Consider the following 15,643-nt stretch of genomic DNA (forward strand, 5'->3'; position numbering starts at 1 on the left):
CAACGGTATGCTGAGAGGCCTCGTTCTCGGGAAGGTGCTCGCATGGTCGTGTCTGTCCTGGTCTCCCTGCTCGTCGTCGCGGCTCCGATCCCGAAGGGTTGGAGCACCTACGCCAACGAGCGCTTTGGCTACTCTATCGGCGTTCCTGCGGGCTTGAAGGGGCAGGGAGAATCAGGGAACGGCGATGGCCAAGAGTTCCAGAGCGCGTCGGGAAACGTGAGCCTCAAGGTGTGGGCGTCGCCGGTGGTGGCGATTGAGGGAGACCCCAAAGGCAAGACGGACCTGTACTGGAACCACAGGGCCGCCATCGCAAGATGGAAGACGGAGGGCGTCCGCGTCACCTCCAATCCCGAGAGCAGCAAGGGGTGGTGGACGCTCTCGGGAGAAGATGCGAAGGGGCGGGTGCACTACATGAAGCAGTTGGAGAAGGATGGCGTCGTCTATGGCTTCGAGTGGAGCCATCCGAAGGGTGCCAAGGCCTGGCGGGACGCCACGGATGCCATCGTCGAGAGCTTCAAGCTGCCCTGAGGGGGCAGCCGGGCAAGGGGAGGAGCTACTTCCTGGCCACGGACAGCACCAGCTTGCCGCGCCCGTGCCCCGAGTCGAGCTGCCGGTGGGCATCCGCGACCTTGTCCAGGGGCATCACGCGCTCGACGAGCGGACGCAATTGCTTGCGCTCGATGAGCGACGTCATCTCTTCCAGGCGGCGGCGCTCGCGCAGCAGGAAGACGCCGTGCAGCGTGAGGTTGCGCGGGTAGAAGGCCGAGATATCCCCGCTGACTCCCAGGATGGTGGCAATGCGTCCGAAGGGCCGGGTCGCTGGAATGCTGGCGGGCACGTTCTTGCCCACGGTGTCGAACACGGCCTCCACTCCCTGGCCACCCGTCTCCCGGAGGGCCACCTGAGCGGGATCCTCACTGCGGTAGTTGATGACCACGTCCGCGCCCAGCTTGCGCAGCGTCTCCAGGTTGTCGGGACCGGACGTGGCGAGCACCCGCGCGCCCGCCGCCTTCGCGATCTGCACGGCGAACGAGCCCACGCCTCCGGCGCCTCCATGGATCAGCACCGTCTCTCCCACGCGAACCTGCAACCGGCGGACGATGGCATCCCACGCGGTGCCTCCGGCCAGCGGGACCGCCGCGGCTTCCTCGTGCGAGAGGCTCGGGGGCTTCCTCGCGATGATGCTGGCGTTGACCACGCTCAGCTCAGCGTAGGTGCCGTGCGGGTTCTGGAAGAGCTCCGGCGTGTAGAAGACCTCGTCCCCGGCCTTGAAGTCGGTGACGCCCGAGCCCACCTGCTCGATGACACCTGAGGCGTCGTAGCCGATGATCACGGGAGGCTGCAGCCCCGCCCACGAGCCATCCTGGCGCAGCTTGGCGTCCACGGGGTTGGTGCCAGACGCCATGATGCGGACGAGCACCTGACCAGGGCCAGGGGTCGGAGTGGGAACGTCACGGACCTCGAACAGCTCGGGCCCACCGAAGCGGGGAAGAACAATCGCGCGCATGGGCCGAGGTAGTACGGCGAGGCCCAGGAGCCTGCAACACCTTGTGAACGCAAGCGTCCGTGGCTCGACGCACGGTCCACTCACTCACTCTGAAACAGGCGCTCGGGACCCACCCCATCGAACTCGAGGGAGTGGGCCCCGGGCGCTGGATACCTGCCGCTACTGCGGCCCGGGAATGGCCAGAGCCTGGCGCCAGTAGTCGGTGACGAAGAGCTGTTTGGGATCCAGCTGTGCACGCAACGCCAGGAACTGCTTGTACATGGGATACAACTCCGGCAGGGACTCAGAGTTCATGTAGCTCGCACCCGGCATGTACTTGGCCCAGTGTGGACGGAAGGCGTAGTCCTCCAGCAGATCCCAATACTGCTGGTAGAACGCCTCGAGCGCCTTCTCGTCCCGGAACAGGTCGTGGAACCAGAACACGTCCACGCGGACCACGTCCTGCTTGTAGGCCGGGCTCAGCCAGAGGTCATCGGCCTTCGCCGCGTAGATTTCGCAAGAGAAGGAGCCCGTGGCCCCGAGCCCTCCCTTGACATAGAAATCATGCAGCCTGTTCATCACCGACTGCGTCTCCTCGAGCGGAATCCACAGCTCGGTGAACTCGGTGGGCATCAAGAAGTCGGAGACATCGTTGTCCATCGGCAGGCTGCTGTACCAGGCGTCCCAGAACGACTGCTTGCCCGTCGTATCCGGAGGAGGCGTCCCATCCTTCACCGTCGGCAGGCCCTGCAGTACGTCGGTCGGGACCTGGAGATGGAAGTAGCGCGGCAGCTTCAGACCACGCTTGCTCAGCTCCGACTGCAGCTTGGCAAGGTGGGGGCCCGCCCCGGGCATCCGAGCCAGCACATCCTTCCATAGATCGATCGGGACCGACGTGACGCGGGTCGAGCCCGCGGGAATCGAGGCATCCAGGTTCTGCATCCGAAGGATCGGACCGCCAGCCGCACGCCGCCCCGCGGAGCCCAGCGTCGCGGCCCTCTGTGCGGGCTGGCTCGAGGTATTCCTCACCAGTTCGACAACGCGCGTCTCCTCCGAGAACAGGCCCGTGGGCATCTCCGCCAGGGCGGGGGCCGGTGGAGTGTTGTCCCCCGTGTAGACAGGAGCGAAGAGGTTGATGACGAAGGGCAGGATGCAGTCCTCGTAGGCAACCTCGATGATCACCGAGAGCACATCGCGCAGAAGCTGGTCTTGAACAGCCATGTCGAGCAGCGTCGGCCAGCCCGCGGACAGCTGGTAGAACAAGGACGCGGCCACCTGTGCCGGAATCTGGGACCCGAGGATGACCGGGAACTCGAGGTAGGGCTTGGGCTTGAAGTTCCCGGGGGAACCCGTCGTCGGGTTGTAATCCGCCGCCTGCATGCGCTTGGCCTGCCAGACGACCATGCGATCGACGCCCTTCTGGGGCCACCAGAGCAGCCGCGTGTACTCCGTCTGGCGCATGAACTGCTCCAGCGAGGGCTTGCCGGCCGTGCCAGGCCCCAAGAAGTCGATGGGGCAGTTGGGATCATCCAGCGCGTAGCACGTCTCGTCGCCAATGATGTTGAAGCGCTGGTCCGGCTTGAACGTGAGCGTGGAGGTGATGCCCATCAACCCCATGGAGACGACCACGCCCTCGAACTCCGGATCCTTCCCCCGGGTGTACGAGCGCACCACGCCCTGGCCATCCACCAGAGAGATACCGACGATGCTGTCGGTATAGACGTACTTCAGAGAGCCACCCGAGCACCCCATCGTGGTGAAGCCTCCCACGGCCTGATGGGTAATCCCTCCCATGTCCGGCGCGGCCAGCCCCTTCTGCTCGAGCTGGTAGAAGAAGGTGTTCTCCCAGGGCTCGGGGGCATTGAGCCCCAGGTAGCACCCCGCCTGGACCGTGACCGTCCCATCGCCGTTGAAGGTGACGTTCCTGTACTGATCCAGCGACATGTTGATGGCATTCGACTGCGTGGACAGGATGGACGCCTGCACGGAGTGGCCTGAGCCTATCACCCGGACCGGCAGGTTGTTCGCAGCGGCATTCTGAACGAGCTGGATGATGTCCTGCTCACTCTTGGGGTGGTAGAGCCCCGTCGACGCGTCGAATTGGACGGAAGCGACCTGCTGCGAGAATTCCCTTGCGGTAGACATGCCTACCTCCTGCTGGGGGTTTGACTTTGCGTGGCCGCTCTTCCCAGGCAATCCCCGTACCAACCTCGACATGCAAGCCTTTGCTCGGTGCCCCTCCTCCATGAGGAGGCGTTGGATGGGCGCTGACACGTCAATGAGCCCCGCTGACATGTCAATGAGCCCCACCGACGTGTCAGTGCGCCGGAACGGAACGCCTTGGCGGGAACCGTGCTCGGCCGTTCAGGTAAGCTGGAGCCTCGATGGACGAACAGCGTGAGCACGGGCCACGCGCCTCGGATCTCCCCGGCGCTCCCACGATCGATCCGAACTCCCCCTCGACGGGCAGCGAGTCCGTCACGCCCGTGTTTCCCATCCCCGGTTGGGAGCGCTACCAGGGCATCCGCTTTCTCGGCCAGGGGGGCATGGGTCAGGTGTTCCTCGCCTATGATCCGCGCCTGCGCCGCAACCTGGCCCTCAAGTTCGTCAAGGGAGATGACTCCGAGCACATCCGCCGCCTCATGTCCGAGGCTCGCGCCCAGGCCCGCGTCGCGCACGAGAGCGTCTGCCAGGTGCACGAAGTGGCCGAGGTGGCTGGTCGCCCCTACATCGCCATGCAGTTCATCGACGGCGCGCCGCTCGGGCAGCTCGCCGGGCAGCTCAGCGTGGAGCAGAAGGTCCAAGTCGTCCGGGATGCCGCCCGAGGCGTCCACGCCGCCCACCGCGCCGGGTTGATCCACCGCGATCTCAAGCCCGCCAACATCCTCGTGGAGCGAACCGAGGACGGGCGCCTCCGGCCCTACGTCATGGACTTCGGGCTGGCCCATGACTGGACGGCCTCGGGGGGGACCGCCACCGGCTCGGTGCTCGGCACTCCGCACTACATGTCTCCCGAGCAGGCGCGAGGCGAGGTGGGAGACCTGGACCGCCGCGCGGACGTCTACAGCCTGGGCGCCACGCTCTATCAGGTGCTCACGGGCCACCTCCCCATCTCCGGCGAGAACGGACTGGAGGTCCTCAGCCGCATCCCCACCGTCGAGCCTCGCCCACCGCGCGCGCTGGTGCCCGAGCTCCCCACGGACCTGGAGGCCATCGTCCTCAAGTGCCTGGAGAAGGACCGCGCGGCCCGGTACGACTCGGCGCATGCGCTCGCGGAGGAGCTCGATCGGTTCCTCGTGGGCGAGCCCGTGCAGGCCCGCTCCCTGGGGCTGGCCTACCGCCTGCGCAAACAGGCCCGACGCCACCGCGTGGCCGTGAGCGTGGGGGCGGTGGCTCTCGTGCTGGTGGCCTGTGCCCTGGGTTGGGCCGCCTTCACCCGCCAGCAGACCGCGGAGCGAGAACGTCTGGCCCGCCGCTTCACCGAGCGGGTCGAGAGCATCGAGGCCAGGGCCCGCTACTCCGCCCTGTCCCGACTGCATGACGTTCGCGCCGATCGCGCGGAGCTGCGCCAGTCCATGGAGGCCCTCGAACAGGAGATCCGCCAGGCGGGCGACTCGGCTCGGGGACCGGGCAGCTACGCGTTGGGGCGTGGAGAGCTGGCGCTCGGGAACAAGGCCCGGGCCCGGGAACAGCTCGAAGCCGCCTGGCGCTACGGTTTCCGCGAGCCCCGTGTCGCGTGGGCCATGGCCCTGGTCCTCGGCGGCCTCTACCGGGAGCAGCTCCTCGAGGTGGAGAACCTCCAGAGCCCCGAGCGGCGGGAGTCGGCCCGGCGCGCGCTCCAGGCCCAGTATCGGGAGGCCGTCCTGGACTGGTTGCAACGGAGCGAGGGCGCCGATGTGCCCTCTCCCGAGTACGTGTCGGCGCTGCTGGCGTTCCACGAGGAGCGGCTCGACGAGGCGCTGGGCCTCCTGGACACGATGGGCCAGCGGCGGCCCTGGTTCTACGAAGCCCTCCAACTTCGCGGAGACATCCTCCAGGTACGGGCCCACCGCCGCTGGAACCAGGGAGACCGGGATGGGGCGCGGGCCGATCTGAAGGCGGGCCGGGAGTCCCTGCTCGCCGCTTCCGCCACGGCCGAGAGCCTGCCGGAGGTCCATGAGTCGCTGGCGAAGCTCGAGTACACCGAGCTCGTCATGGAGCTCTACAGCCGGGGAGACATCCAGCCCTCCTATGCGCGGGGCCTGGAGTCCGTGGCGCGCATGGCCACGGTGGATCCGGACTCTCCCGTTGCGAAGTTCTGGGGCGCGCGCTTCCACAACCGGCTGGCGGAGGCACGCCTCACCCAGGGCGGTGACGTGGAGGAGCCACTACAGAAGGCCATCGCCGCCGCGCAGGCCGCGCTGACGCTTCAGCCCGACCACACTCCGTCCCTCAGGGAGTTGGTGCAGAGCCTGCTTCGCCGGGCTCGCAGCCTCCAGGGACGGGGGTTGGATCCAGTCCCCTCGCTGCGCCAGGCTCTCGAGGAGCTCGATCGCCTTCCCGAGAAGGAGCGGGACTATGAGAGCCACGCCACCCGCGGGCTGCTCTTCCGCGTCTGGGCGGACCGCGAGGAGGAGACCGGAGCAGAGCCCTCGGCGCACCTGACACGGGCCATCGACGCGTACCGGCAGGCCATCCAATTGGATGAGCGGCTGCCGGATGCCTGGATCAACCTGGGTCAGGCCTATCTCAAGCGGGCCGGGTTCGCGAACACTGCGCAGCCCGAGGCCGATCTGGAACAGGCTCGACGGGCACTGGAGAAGTCCCGGGAGCTCAACCCGCGCAACTTCGTCGCGTGGTATCTGGGAGGCACCCTCCACACGGATCTGGCCCTGCGGCACCGCGACGCGGGAGCGGACGCACGGCCGGATCTCGCCACCGCCGTGGAGCTCTTCCGGCGCGGCATCGACATCAACGCCCGCGTGGCTCCGCTGCAGAACGGGCTGGGCATCGCCCTGGTCGAGCAGGGGCGCGAGGCCTGGGAGCGAGGAACGGATCCAGAGCCACTGCTCGCTCAGGCCCAGGCCGCGTATGAGCAGGCCGTGGCCGTCGCTCCGCAGCAAGGCTGGGGACAGAACAACGTGGGAGATGTCCACGCCGCGCGCGCCGAGTACCAGTTCCTCCAGGGAGAGAATCCGGGCGCCGAGGCGCAGGCGGCCGAGGCGGCCTTCATGCAAGCCGTGACGCTGCTACCCGGACAGGCCACTCCCTGGGCCAACCTGGCCAAGGTCCGCTCCCTGCAAGCGGCTTTCGCACTGGAGCAGGGAAGGGATCCGCGCAAGAGCCTCGACAAGGCGCAGGAGGCTCTCGCCCAGGCCTTCCAGCGCAACCCAGAGGAGGCACAAGCCTGGTTCCATCAAGGAGAGGTTCACGAACTCCGCGCGCGCTGGCTGGGCCAGCAGCACGATGTGGAAGCAGGCCCCCGCTTCGAGCAGGCCGCGCAGGCCTATGAGAAGGCGCTCCAGCTTGCGCCCCGTCTCCTGGACTACCGCGCCGCGTTCGGGCACTTCTGCCGCGAATGGGCGCGCTGGCTGAAGGCGTCGGGCCAGGACGCGGCCCCACCGCTGAAGCGCGGCCAGGCGCTGGCGGACGCGCTGCTCTCCGCCCGCCCGGACTGGACGGAGGCGCTGCTCCTGAAGGCCAGCCTGCTCGCGGAGCTCGGCACACCCGATGCCCAGCTCTCCGCGAAGGCACTGGCGGCCAATCCCCACTGGACCGTCTGGTGGCGGCGCCAGCAGTCCGGCCCCTGACGTTGGGCGCTACGGGCTCGTGGACTTCGTGGGCTCCGGCTCCGATCCGCCGCTCGTGTACACGTCGAGGCTCCCAGTCTTCGAGTTCACATCATCCGAAGGAGGGCACGTGGAGGAACCAAAGCACAGCTGGTGACACCCCCCCTTGTCGCTCACAACCTCCGGTGCTGGCTCTTGCCCCTTCGTCACGACGATGGACTGCGCCTGGCTCGTGAACAGCGTGCTCGGGTTGCTGAAGCTGATAACGACCGGCTTGTCGCACTCCGACTTGAACGTGACCTCGGCCCCCGCCTTGAGACGCTGGGCCTTGGGAGAGAAGCCGTCGCAGGTCAGGGTGTAGGTGATCGAGGGCTGGGGGAGCAGCAGCTCCGCTGGACACTCCACGGGCCCCTTCGCTGACTCCGAAGGCGCCACAGGACCGGTGCTCTTACAGGCCAGCATCGGACCCACCAGCGCTATCAGCCACAGCCGCTTCCAACCCTTCCGCCCAGCGCTTCCGGAGACCTTCGACACATCCACCTTCCTTCTCTCGAGGAACATGCTCACTCCGACTTGGAATCGAGCCCCAGCTCTTTCACGCGACGTGCCAGGGCGCGTTTGGATACCTCGAGCTTGCGCACCATGGCGTCCAGGTCTCCCTGGCACTCCTGGTAACAGCGGGTGATCTCCTCCACGCCCAGTTCGCCCGCGGTGCGGAGGCTGGGGCTGCGCTCGATCAGATCGTAGATGGAGGTGCGGTGCACCCCCAGCCGATCCGCGGCGGCCTGGAAGTCCCAGCCGCATGCGCGGAGCGTGGCGATCAGCTCCGTCTCGGGAATCTCGGAAGGCTTGCGCCGGGACGCGGTCCGTGACGCAGGGGCAGGCGGCGCGGGGACGGGAGCCCCCAGGGCCTCGCTTGTCACCGTGGCCAGTTCCTGCTCGAGCTGCGCGTCGAGTTCGAGGCGCGCTCGCCCCCGGCTGCCAATCACGAGCTGGCGCACCACGTTGCGCAATTGCCGGATGTTGCCGGCCCAGCCGTGGCGGAGCAGGCGAACGGCCAGGGACGAGGGCAGCCAGGGCTCGGCCAGCGGATCCTCGGGCTCCAGGCGCCGGGACTCCCCGAGCACCTCCAGCTCCCTGCGCGCGAAGTGATGGAAGAGCAGACCGATGTCCTCGCGCCGCTCCCGGAGCGGGGGCACGCGGATGGAGAAACCGGCCAGCCGGTGCAGCAGAGGAGCCTTGAAGCGGCCCTCCTGGATCTGCTGCTCGAGCGCCGCGTCCGTAGCGGCCACCAGCCGCAGATCCACGGTGATGGGCGAACGCTCTCCCACGCGGAAGACTTCGCCCGTCTCCAGGACGCGCAGCAGCATGACCTGGACCTCGGGAGAGGCCTCACCCACCTCGTCGAGGAAGAGGGTGCCCCCGTGCGCGGCCTGGAAGAAGCCGTCCTGATCCCGAACCGCACCGGTGAAGGCACCCTTGCGCGCGCCAAACAGCTCGGCGGCGGCGAGCTCCTTGGGGATGGCGCCGAGATTCACGCTGATGAAGGGCTTGCCGCGCCGAGGGCTGCGCTCGTGGAGCGCACGGGCGATGAGCTCCTTGCCCGAGCCCGTCTCTCCTCTCACGAGCACCGGTACATCCAGGTCCGCCACCTGCTCGATGAGCCGGCGCACGCGCTGGATGCCGACGCTGGTGCCCACCATCCCCAGGGCCTCCGCCGAGTCATGTGCCGAGGGATCGGCCAGGTGCAGCAGCAGCACCACGCGCCCGGCCAACTCCAGGGGCACGCCCGCGGCCACCTGCTCGGCGGAGAACTCCCAGGGCTCCTGGAGGAGCGTGCCCGCCACGGCCGTCTGCCTGCCTGGACCGGGATCCACGCGGACACCCCCCGCGGTGCCCGGAGAGAAGACCAGCGGCCTGCGGCTCACGCACGGATCGGACAGGTGCGCGCCCAGGGTGTTGCCGGGGCGCATGAAGAAGGGCTCGTTGCGGGAGAGTTCCACCGAGCGGCCCGCGGTCAGCGGAGACAGCAGCAGCCGCTCCCCCACACGGCGGGACATGGGGTGGGAGACGATGGTCAGCGCAGGAACGAGGGCGGTGGGTTGCGCATGGCCGCGACTCGCTTGGGCGTTGGCGGTGGAAATGTCCAGAAGGGGTTGCACTCGCCTGAAGCTCCTCCCCAGTTCCCTGGGGTCGAACCGCATTCTACATGCCTGGGGCTGGAGGGGTGCGCTCCACACGTGGAACAGCGGGCTTCCACACGTGGAACCAGCACCCGGCTTGGCGCCCGAGGCCTTCGCCTCCGTCACTTCCCTCTGGACAGGGGCGGGACTCAGACCTCAACAAAGCGCGCACCCGTGAGGCCTTCAGATTCAATGGCGGCCTTGATGTCGCCGGAGATGATCAGCGCCACACGCCATCCCCAGATACGGAAGATGCGGGCACTGCCGACCTTCGACGGATCGATGCGCAGACCATGGATGGCGCGATACTCGCCAACCTTGTCTGGCTCCTCGTCCTCAGGCTTCCAGTATTGGACCTCCGCGCACCGGGCATCGTCGACGCACTGGACGACGCGAAGCGCGTTCAGGATGAACCAAGGGCCCGGCCGACCCTCCACCCGCGCAGGGATGAACTGCACCCCTTCGACACTCAGGGATTCGAAAAGCCTGGCGAAGCGGTCATGCACCACGGGGATGCTGAAGGCAGCCCAGCTGAAATCCAGGGCATGCCCGGGAACATCGAGCGGAAACCGCGGGACATCTCCCAGTTCGAGAACCTTTCCGTGCTTGAACTGCCATGGATCCATCTCTTCACCGCGATCATCCACAGGAGCACCGAGGTGCCACCGGCCCGACGAGAACCTGTCATCCACCAGTTGATAGTATCGAGGCATGTCTTCTGGAGTCTCAGGGCCCCTTCAGGGCTTTGTGATGAGACGATGAAGAAACGATCCCTGGGTGCAGACTTCACTCCGAATCCTTCGGAGTTCGTTGATCAAGCGTTTCCTGCACTGAGAGACGGTGCGGCAGTCACTCAGCGCAGTCTCGAGCCGTTGGTAGATCTCCCGGTGATACTCCTCGGGATGAGGCCCTTGATGGGCCGCGAGATGAACAAGATTCTCCGGGTCATCGAGGGCCATCCCCGCAGTGGTGAACAGCCTCTCGAACAAAGGCGTCCACGGTCCTCCGTTCAGTGCTGACTTCTCGTTCTTGTCCGTAGCCAGATGGTGCCACCGGTAGCCGTCTTTCCTCTGGGAGCCATCATCACAGGCACTGCTCGCCGCAGAGCCAGCCGTGCCCAAGGCCGCGCCAGCAAGGACGATGGTGCCGTCGGACACCACATGGGCAGTGGTCGAGGCCTGGAACATCAGGCCTCCCCCCGCAGCAAAGCGAGGCGGACTCAGAAGCGAGCCGAGACCTCCCGAAGGACCGTTGGGCAGTACCTTCGACACCCCGAAGCTGGCGACCATGACGAGGACACGAAGGGCCGTGCCTCCCAGGGCACGGCCAAAGCGCTCGGCTACCGCCTCAATCTCCGCCATCGTCTTGGCGGCTTGCGCCTCTCGATAGAGCTGCAGGGCAGCCAGCGCCACGTTGCGCAACTCCAGCAACCCCACGGCCAACGCCAGGCGCGCCGTCACCATGGCGGCGAAGGATTTAGAGAAGATTGGCTCGGGCATGAGCCATGCGGCGAAGTAGACGAGGATCGAGAGAGTGACGCTGGCAATGAAAAGAGGCGAGCGGAACAATTCCTGAGCCGCGTCACGAAAGCCGGCCCCCATATATCGAGGGGACAGTTTGAGCGCCATGTAGAGAGGGCTGCGCTGCAAGGAGCTCGGCAGAGGCAAGCGCGCGGGGCCATAGCGGGCCAGGAACTCTCCGCGCAGGCGCGCTTCCCACGGCGCGGGGACAGCCAACCCAGAGGCCACAGCAGGAACGACTGAGAAGTCGGACAGGACCTCAGTGCACCGAAGAAAGTCGGCGAGCAGCGCTCGGACGTCCTCCTCACTCACCTGTTCCCAATCCGGAGCAGGCGGTGTCGGCGGAAAGTCGAGTTGGAGCCGCTCGCCGGGCAGCAGGGTGACTCGAACGGCCTCGGTAGGCTGTAGGAGTGCCGAGTCATCCGCCTCCCGTCCTCGAGAGGTGGCACACGAGGAAGGAAGTGCGAGGCACAGCGCGAGGAGCAGCCGCAGGAGGACCGAGGCGCGTTTCATCTCCTCCCCATCATGCACGGCCAGTATCAGCTGCACCATGAACCCGGGAGGCAGAACCACCCCTGGAACGCCTCGGGCCTCCGAAGTGGCGCTTTACAGCCCCCTGCATGAATGCCTGAATGCAGGGTGAGCTGCCGTCCGCCAATCTGGCCGTCAGCTCTGCATGAACGGCCCTCATGTCGGATGTTACCCAGGTCCACGGCGATGGAGATCTATGGATGAGACGTCTCACCTACCCCTCCTCCAAGCATTCGCTGAGCCGGGACGATGCCCTTGCCCTGGTCGAGGTCGTCCAGGAACTCGCCTACCTGCGTGAACTCGGAGACGTGATGACGTTGGTGCGCCGGGCAGCTCGCGAGCTCACCGGCGCGGATGGGGTGACCTTCGTCCTTCGAGAAGGAGACCTCGTCTTCTACGCGGATGAGGACGCCATCGCCCCGCTCTGGAAGGGACAACGCTTTCCCATCAACGCCTGCATCTCCGGCTGGGCCATCCTCAACCGCTACCCCGCCGTCATCTCGGACATCTACCAGGACCCGCGCATCCCCGCCGACCTCTACCGGCCCACCTTCGTGAAGAGCCTCATGATGGTTCCCATGCGGAGCGCGGATCCGCTCGGCGCCATCGGCGCCTACTGGGCCACCCAGCGCATGCCCACCGCCCGCGAGGTGGAGCTGCTCCAGGCGCTGGCTGACTCCGCCGCCGTCGCTGTCGACAATGCGCGGCTCTATGCCTCCGAGCGCCACACCCGCCATGAAGCAGAGATTGCCGCCACCGCCCGCAAGGAGCTGGTGGCCGTCGTCTCTCATGATCTGCGCAATCCGCTCTCGGCCATCGCCACGAGCGCCAGCCTCCTGGGACCCATGCTCGTCGCCCTCAACGGCCGGGCACGGCGCCACCTCGACGTCATCCTCCGCTCGACCTGGCGCATGGAGCGACTCATCCATGACCTGCTGGACGTGGCGGCAATCGAAGCCGGCGCGCTGACCATGAACCTCGCGCCCTTGGAGGTCGGGAAGGTCTTCGAACAGCTCTCTGAGCTCCTTCCCCTGGGCCACGAGAAGGGGCAGGAGTTCGACTTCCGCCCCCCGGAAGAGGCGGCTCACATCCACTGCGACGCCGAGCGGATCCACCAGGTCTTCTCGAACCTCGTCGGCAACGCGAGCAAGTTCACCCCCGCGGGCGGGCTCATCACCGTCGCCGCGCAGCTCACGGAGAATGCCGTCGAGTTCGCGGTGACGGACTCGGGCCCCGGCATCGCGCCCGAGTTCATGCCCCAGCTCTTCCAACCCTTCCACCGACGCTCCCGGCCGATCGGCGGCGGCGTAGGACTGGGCCTGTCCATCGCCAAGGGCATCGTCGAGGCCCACGGCGGAACCCTTCGGGCGCTCAGCCCTCCGGGCTCCGGAGCCACGTTCGCCTTCACCATCCCCCGCGCCCGCTGAGACGGCGCTCGCCCTCAGCTCGGGCAACACTCCCCAGGGTAGGCACAGAGTATACATCGGCCCACCTTGGCTTTGGCTCGGGATGTGTAGAGGAACTCGCACACAAAGTACGCAACCCGCGCCTTCCATTCGCGAGAATATCTGGGAGGCGTGATCCCAAGAGGAGCGACCGGTGCCCCTTCACATCCCTCGTACCATCTCGTCTTCGGCCCACTCCGCGGCGGACCCGGGAGCAGCGAAGAACGGGGGGTGGAAGCACATCCCTCACATCGAGCAGCTCAGCCCCAATGGCGCCAACGAAGGCTATGTGAACGGTGAGCTCTTCTGCGGGCCCGCCGTCGTGGCCATGCTGGCCCGGGGCGCCAACCGGCAGCCCGGCATGACGGATGCCCGGCTCATCCAGGAGCTCAGCCAGGACCTGGTGTCCCCGAGCGGGTCGACGCCCGAGGATCTGATGACAATGCTCGAGCGCGTCAATCTCCATCCGGGCGAGAAGGCGCTGTCCAGCACCTACAAGAACTCGGACGTGCAGCGGGAGCTGAGCCAGGGCACCAAGTTCATTGCCCAGGTGGAGAAGGTCAACCCGAAGACCGGCGAGAGCAGCGCTCACTACATCCTGGTGCGCGGCATGACGCCCGACGGCAACTACCGCATCTCGGATCCGCTGGCCAAGCATCCCCAGGAGATCTCTCCCCAGAAGCTCCGGGGACTCGTGGGTGGGGCGCCCCCCGATGGAGGGCTGCTCATCCCCGTGAAGCAGCCCCGCTACGTCTCCGACACGCCCACCCCCGACAAGCTCCGGGGCGCGTTCGATGGCACGCGCACGCAGGAGCACTCCCTCTGCGGGGTCATGGCCAACCGCGAGAGACGCCACGACTTCGAGATCGACATCGACTACGTCTGCGGCGAGGTGGCACGCAACGGCTACACCAAGCCCGTCACCCCGCGCGACATGACCTCTCATGAGTTCGCGGATCGGGTGCTGTGGCTCAAGCGCAAAGGCAATCCTGAGAAGGCCCTCGCCCTGCTGTCGCTCATGCAGGGCAGCCCCTTCCCCCGGGATCAGCACGTGTTCGATCGCGTCATCCGGGCCGAGCTGCGCCAGCCGGGCATCGGCAAGAAGACGGTGGGCATTCCCGGCTGAGCCGTCGCGGCAGGGGGCCCGCTCGTAGCCAGTGCCCTCCACACGGCGTGTGCTAGCATCCGCCCGCTTGTCGCCAGTGCCTCCAGAGGAAGACGAACAGCCAGGGGACTTCGAGACCACCCCTCTCGAGAAGGTGCGTGGCAGCGCGCGAATCCGTCTGAAGCTCGTGGTCATCTCCGGGCCAGATGTCGGCCGCAGCGTGTCGCTCGAGGTCGGCGAGTACCGGATCGGCTCGGCCGCCTCCTGTGAGATTGCCTTGAGCGACAAGACCGTGTCGCGCCAGCACCTGCGGCTCGAGGTGCGCGAGGATGGCGTGCGCGCCGTCGATGCGGGCTCGCGCAACGGCTCCTACTGCGAGCAGATGCGCTTCTCGGAGCTGGAGGTCCGCGTCGGCGCGGTGCTCCAGGTCGGCACCACCGAGTTCAAGCTGGTGCCGGAGGACTCCCGCGAGCGCGTCGTCCCTCCTTCTACACGCGAGTCCTTTGGGGCCCTGGTGGGCGACAGCCGGCCCATGCGCGAGCTGTTCACCCTGCTGGAGCGCCTGGCCGCGGGCGATGCGGATGTGCTCGTGCAGGGCGAGACGGGCACCGGCAAGGAGCTGTGCGCGGAGGCCATTCATCAGCAGAGCCCGCGCCGCCAGGGCCCCTTCGTCATCGTCGATCTCGCGGGCGTGGCGCCTTCTCTCATCGAGTCCGAGCTGTTCGGCCACGTGAAGGGAGCCTTCACCGGCGCCCAGGCCGACCGCGCTGGCGCCTTCGAGCGGGCCACCGGAGGCACCGTCTTCCTGGATGAGGTGGGCGAGCTGCCGCTGGAGATCCAACCCCGGCTGCTACGCGTGCTGGAGCGGCGCCAGGTGAAGCGCGTGGGCGCCAATGAGTACCGCACCGTGGACGTGCGCATCGTCGCCGCCACGCACGTGGACCTCGAGGGCGCGGTGAAGGCCGGCAAGTTCCGCCGTGACTTGTTCCACCGGCTGGCCGTGCTGCGCGTCACCCTGCCCTCTCTGCGCGAGCGCCCCGACGACATCCCCCTTCTGGTGGACACGGTGCTTCGCCGGATGAAGAAGCAACCGGGCGCACTGTCGGACCAGACGCGCGCGCTGCTGGCCCAGTACCCGTGGCCCGGCAACGTGCGAGAGCTGCGCAACGTGGTGGAGCAGGTGGTGAACCTGGGCGAGGAGGCCCTGCCCGAGATGCCCGCGGACTCGCAGGGGCCCTCCGCCGGCACGGGGGCTGCGGAGCTGGAGCTGCCCTTCAAGGAGGCCAAGGAGCGGCTCGTCGAGGGCTTCGAGCGCGACTACCTCCGCAGTCTGATGGAGCGGTGCGAGAGCAACGTCTCTCGCGCCTCACGCGAAGCCGGCATCGACCGCTTCTACCTGCGTAAGCTGTTGAAAAAACACGGGTTGGACGGGCACTGAGCCGCGGGTGGCAACTCGCGTCGCCAGGTGGCGACGTGACTTGCCGGGGGGTGGCGCCTGCCGCCGAGGCCCGTGCGACGAGGGCTCCTCGCTAAACCCTTGAAGACACGTACGCACCTTGTGCCGCAAGCAGGGCGACTGTGTGGCACGCCCCTCGCAGTAGGTCC

Annotated in this window: 11 protein-coding genes; 5 read left to right on the top strand and 6 right to left on the bottom strand. The window is 67.3% G+C overall.

Annotated elements, in window-relative coordinates; genetic code table 11:
* Positions 1 to 42 precede the first annotated feature (42 nt).
* Positions 43 to 528, top strand: a complete 486-nt coding sequence (locus KY501_RS39495; RefSeq protein ID WP_224369070.1) for a hypothetical protein — start codon at positions 43 to 45, stop codon at positions 526 to 528.
* 25 nt (positions 529 to 553) lie between these two features.
* On the opposite strand, the gene KY501_RS39500 is transcribed toward KY501_RS39495, so the two are convergent.
* Positions 554 to 1,507, bottom strand: coding sequence for a zinc-dependent alcohol dehydrogenase family protein (locus tag KY501_RS39500; protein ID WP_224369071.1), 954 nt, complete (start codon positions 1,505 to 1,507; stop codon positions 554 to 556).
* A 159-nt stretch (positions 1,508 to 1,666) separates the two neighbouring features.
* The gene (locus tag KY501_RS39505) at positions 1,667 to 3,631 is read right to left on the bottom strand and encodes a D-arabinono-1,4-lactone oxidase (protein WP_224369072.1); all 1,965 of its coding nucleotides are present in this window, start codon (positions 3,629 to 3,631) and stop codon (positions 1,667 to 1,669) included.
* A 239-nt stretch (positions 3,632 to 3,870) separates the two neighbouring features.
* Between KY501_RS39505 and KY501_RS39510 the strand changes: the two genes are divergently transcribed.
* Complete coding sequence (locus KY501_RS39510; RefSeq protein ID WP_224369073.1) at positions 3,871 to 7,275, top strand: serine/threonine-protein kinase; 3,405 nt, start codon at positions 3,871 to 3,873, stop codon at positions 7,273 to 7,275.
* A 9-nt stretch (positions 7,276 to 7,284) separates the two neighbouring features.
* Here the strand turns inward: KY501_RS39510 and KY501_RS39515 are convergent, their stop codons facing one another.
* From KY501_RS39515 to KY501_RS39530, 4 genes are all read right to left on the bottom strand, one after another.
* Positions 7,285 to 7,815 carry a hypothetical protein gene (locus tag KY501_RS39515; protein WP_224369074.1) on the bottom strand — a complete coding sequence of 177 codons (531 nt, stop codon included), beginning with the start codon at positions 7,813 to 7,815 and terminating at the stop codon, positions 7,285 to 7,287.
* 2 nt (positions 7,816 to 7,817) lie between these two features.
* A complete protein-coding gene (locus KY501_RS39520; protein ID WP_373691699.1) occupies positions 7,818 to 9,458 on the bottom strand; it encodes a sigma 54-interacting transcriptional regulator in 1,641 nt (546 codons plus the stop codon).
* A 128-nt stretch (positions 9,459 to 9,586) separates the two neighbouring features.
* Positions 9,587 to 10,084, bottom strand: a complete 498-nt coding sequence (locus KY501_RS39525) for an imm11 family protein (RefSeq protein WP_224369075.1) — start codon at positions 10,082 to 10,084, stop codon at positions 9,587 to 9,589.
* Between the two features lie 90 nt (positions 10,085 to 10,174).
* Positions 10,175 to 11,470 (bottom strand): AHH domain-containing protein, encoded by a 1,296-nt coding sequence (locus tag KY501_RS39530; protein WP_224369076.1) that lies wholly within the window; start codon positions 11,468 to 11,470, stop codon positions 10,175 to 10,177.
* Between the two features lie 218 nt (positions 11,471 to 11,688).
* On the opposite strand from KY501_RS39530, the gene KY501_RS39535 reads away from it, so the two are divergent.
* The 3 genes from KY501_RS39535 (at position 11,689) to KY501_RS39545 (ending at position 15,476) form a co-directional block, all read left to right on the top strand.
* Positions 11,689 to 12,915, top strand: a complete 1,227-nt coding sequence (locus KY501_RS39535) for a sensor histidine kinase (protein ID WP_224369077.1) — start codon at positions 11,689 to 11,691, stop codon at positions 12,913 to 12,915.
* Positions 12,916 to 13,087: 172 nt separating this feature from the next.
* Positions 13,088 to 14,059, top strand: a complete 972-nt coding sequence (locus KY501_RS39540; RefSeq protein ID WP_224369078.1) for a C39 family peptidase — start codon at positions 13,088 to 13,090, stop codon at positions 14,057 to 14,059.
* 76 nt (positions 14,060 to 14,135) lie between these two features.
* Complete coding sequence (locus KY501_RS39545; RefSeq protein ID WP_224369196.1) at positions 14,136 to 15,476, top strand: sigma 54-interacting transcriptional regulator; 1,341 nt, start codon at positions 14,136 to 14,138, stop codon at positions 15,474 to 15,476.
* Positions 15,477 to 15,643: the final 167 nt, after the last annotated feature.

The organism is Hyalangium versicolor (genome assembly GCF_020103695.1).
Taxonomy (GTDB): Bacteria; Myxococcota; Myxococcia; order Myxococcales; family Myxococcaceae; genus Hyalangium; species Hyalangium versicolor.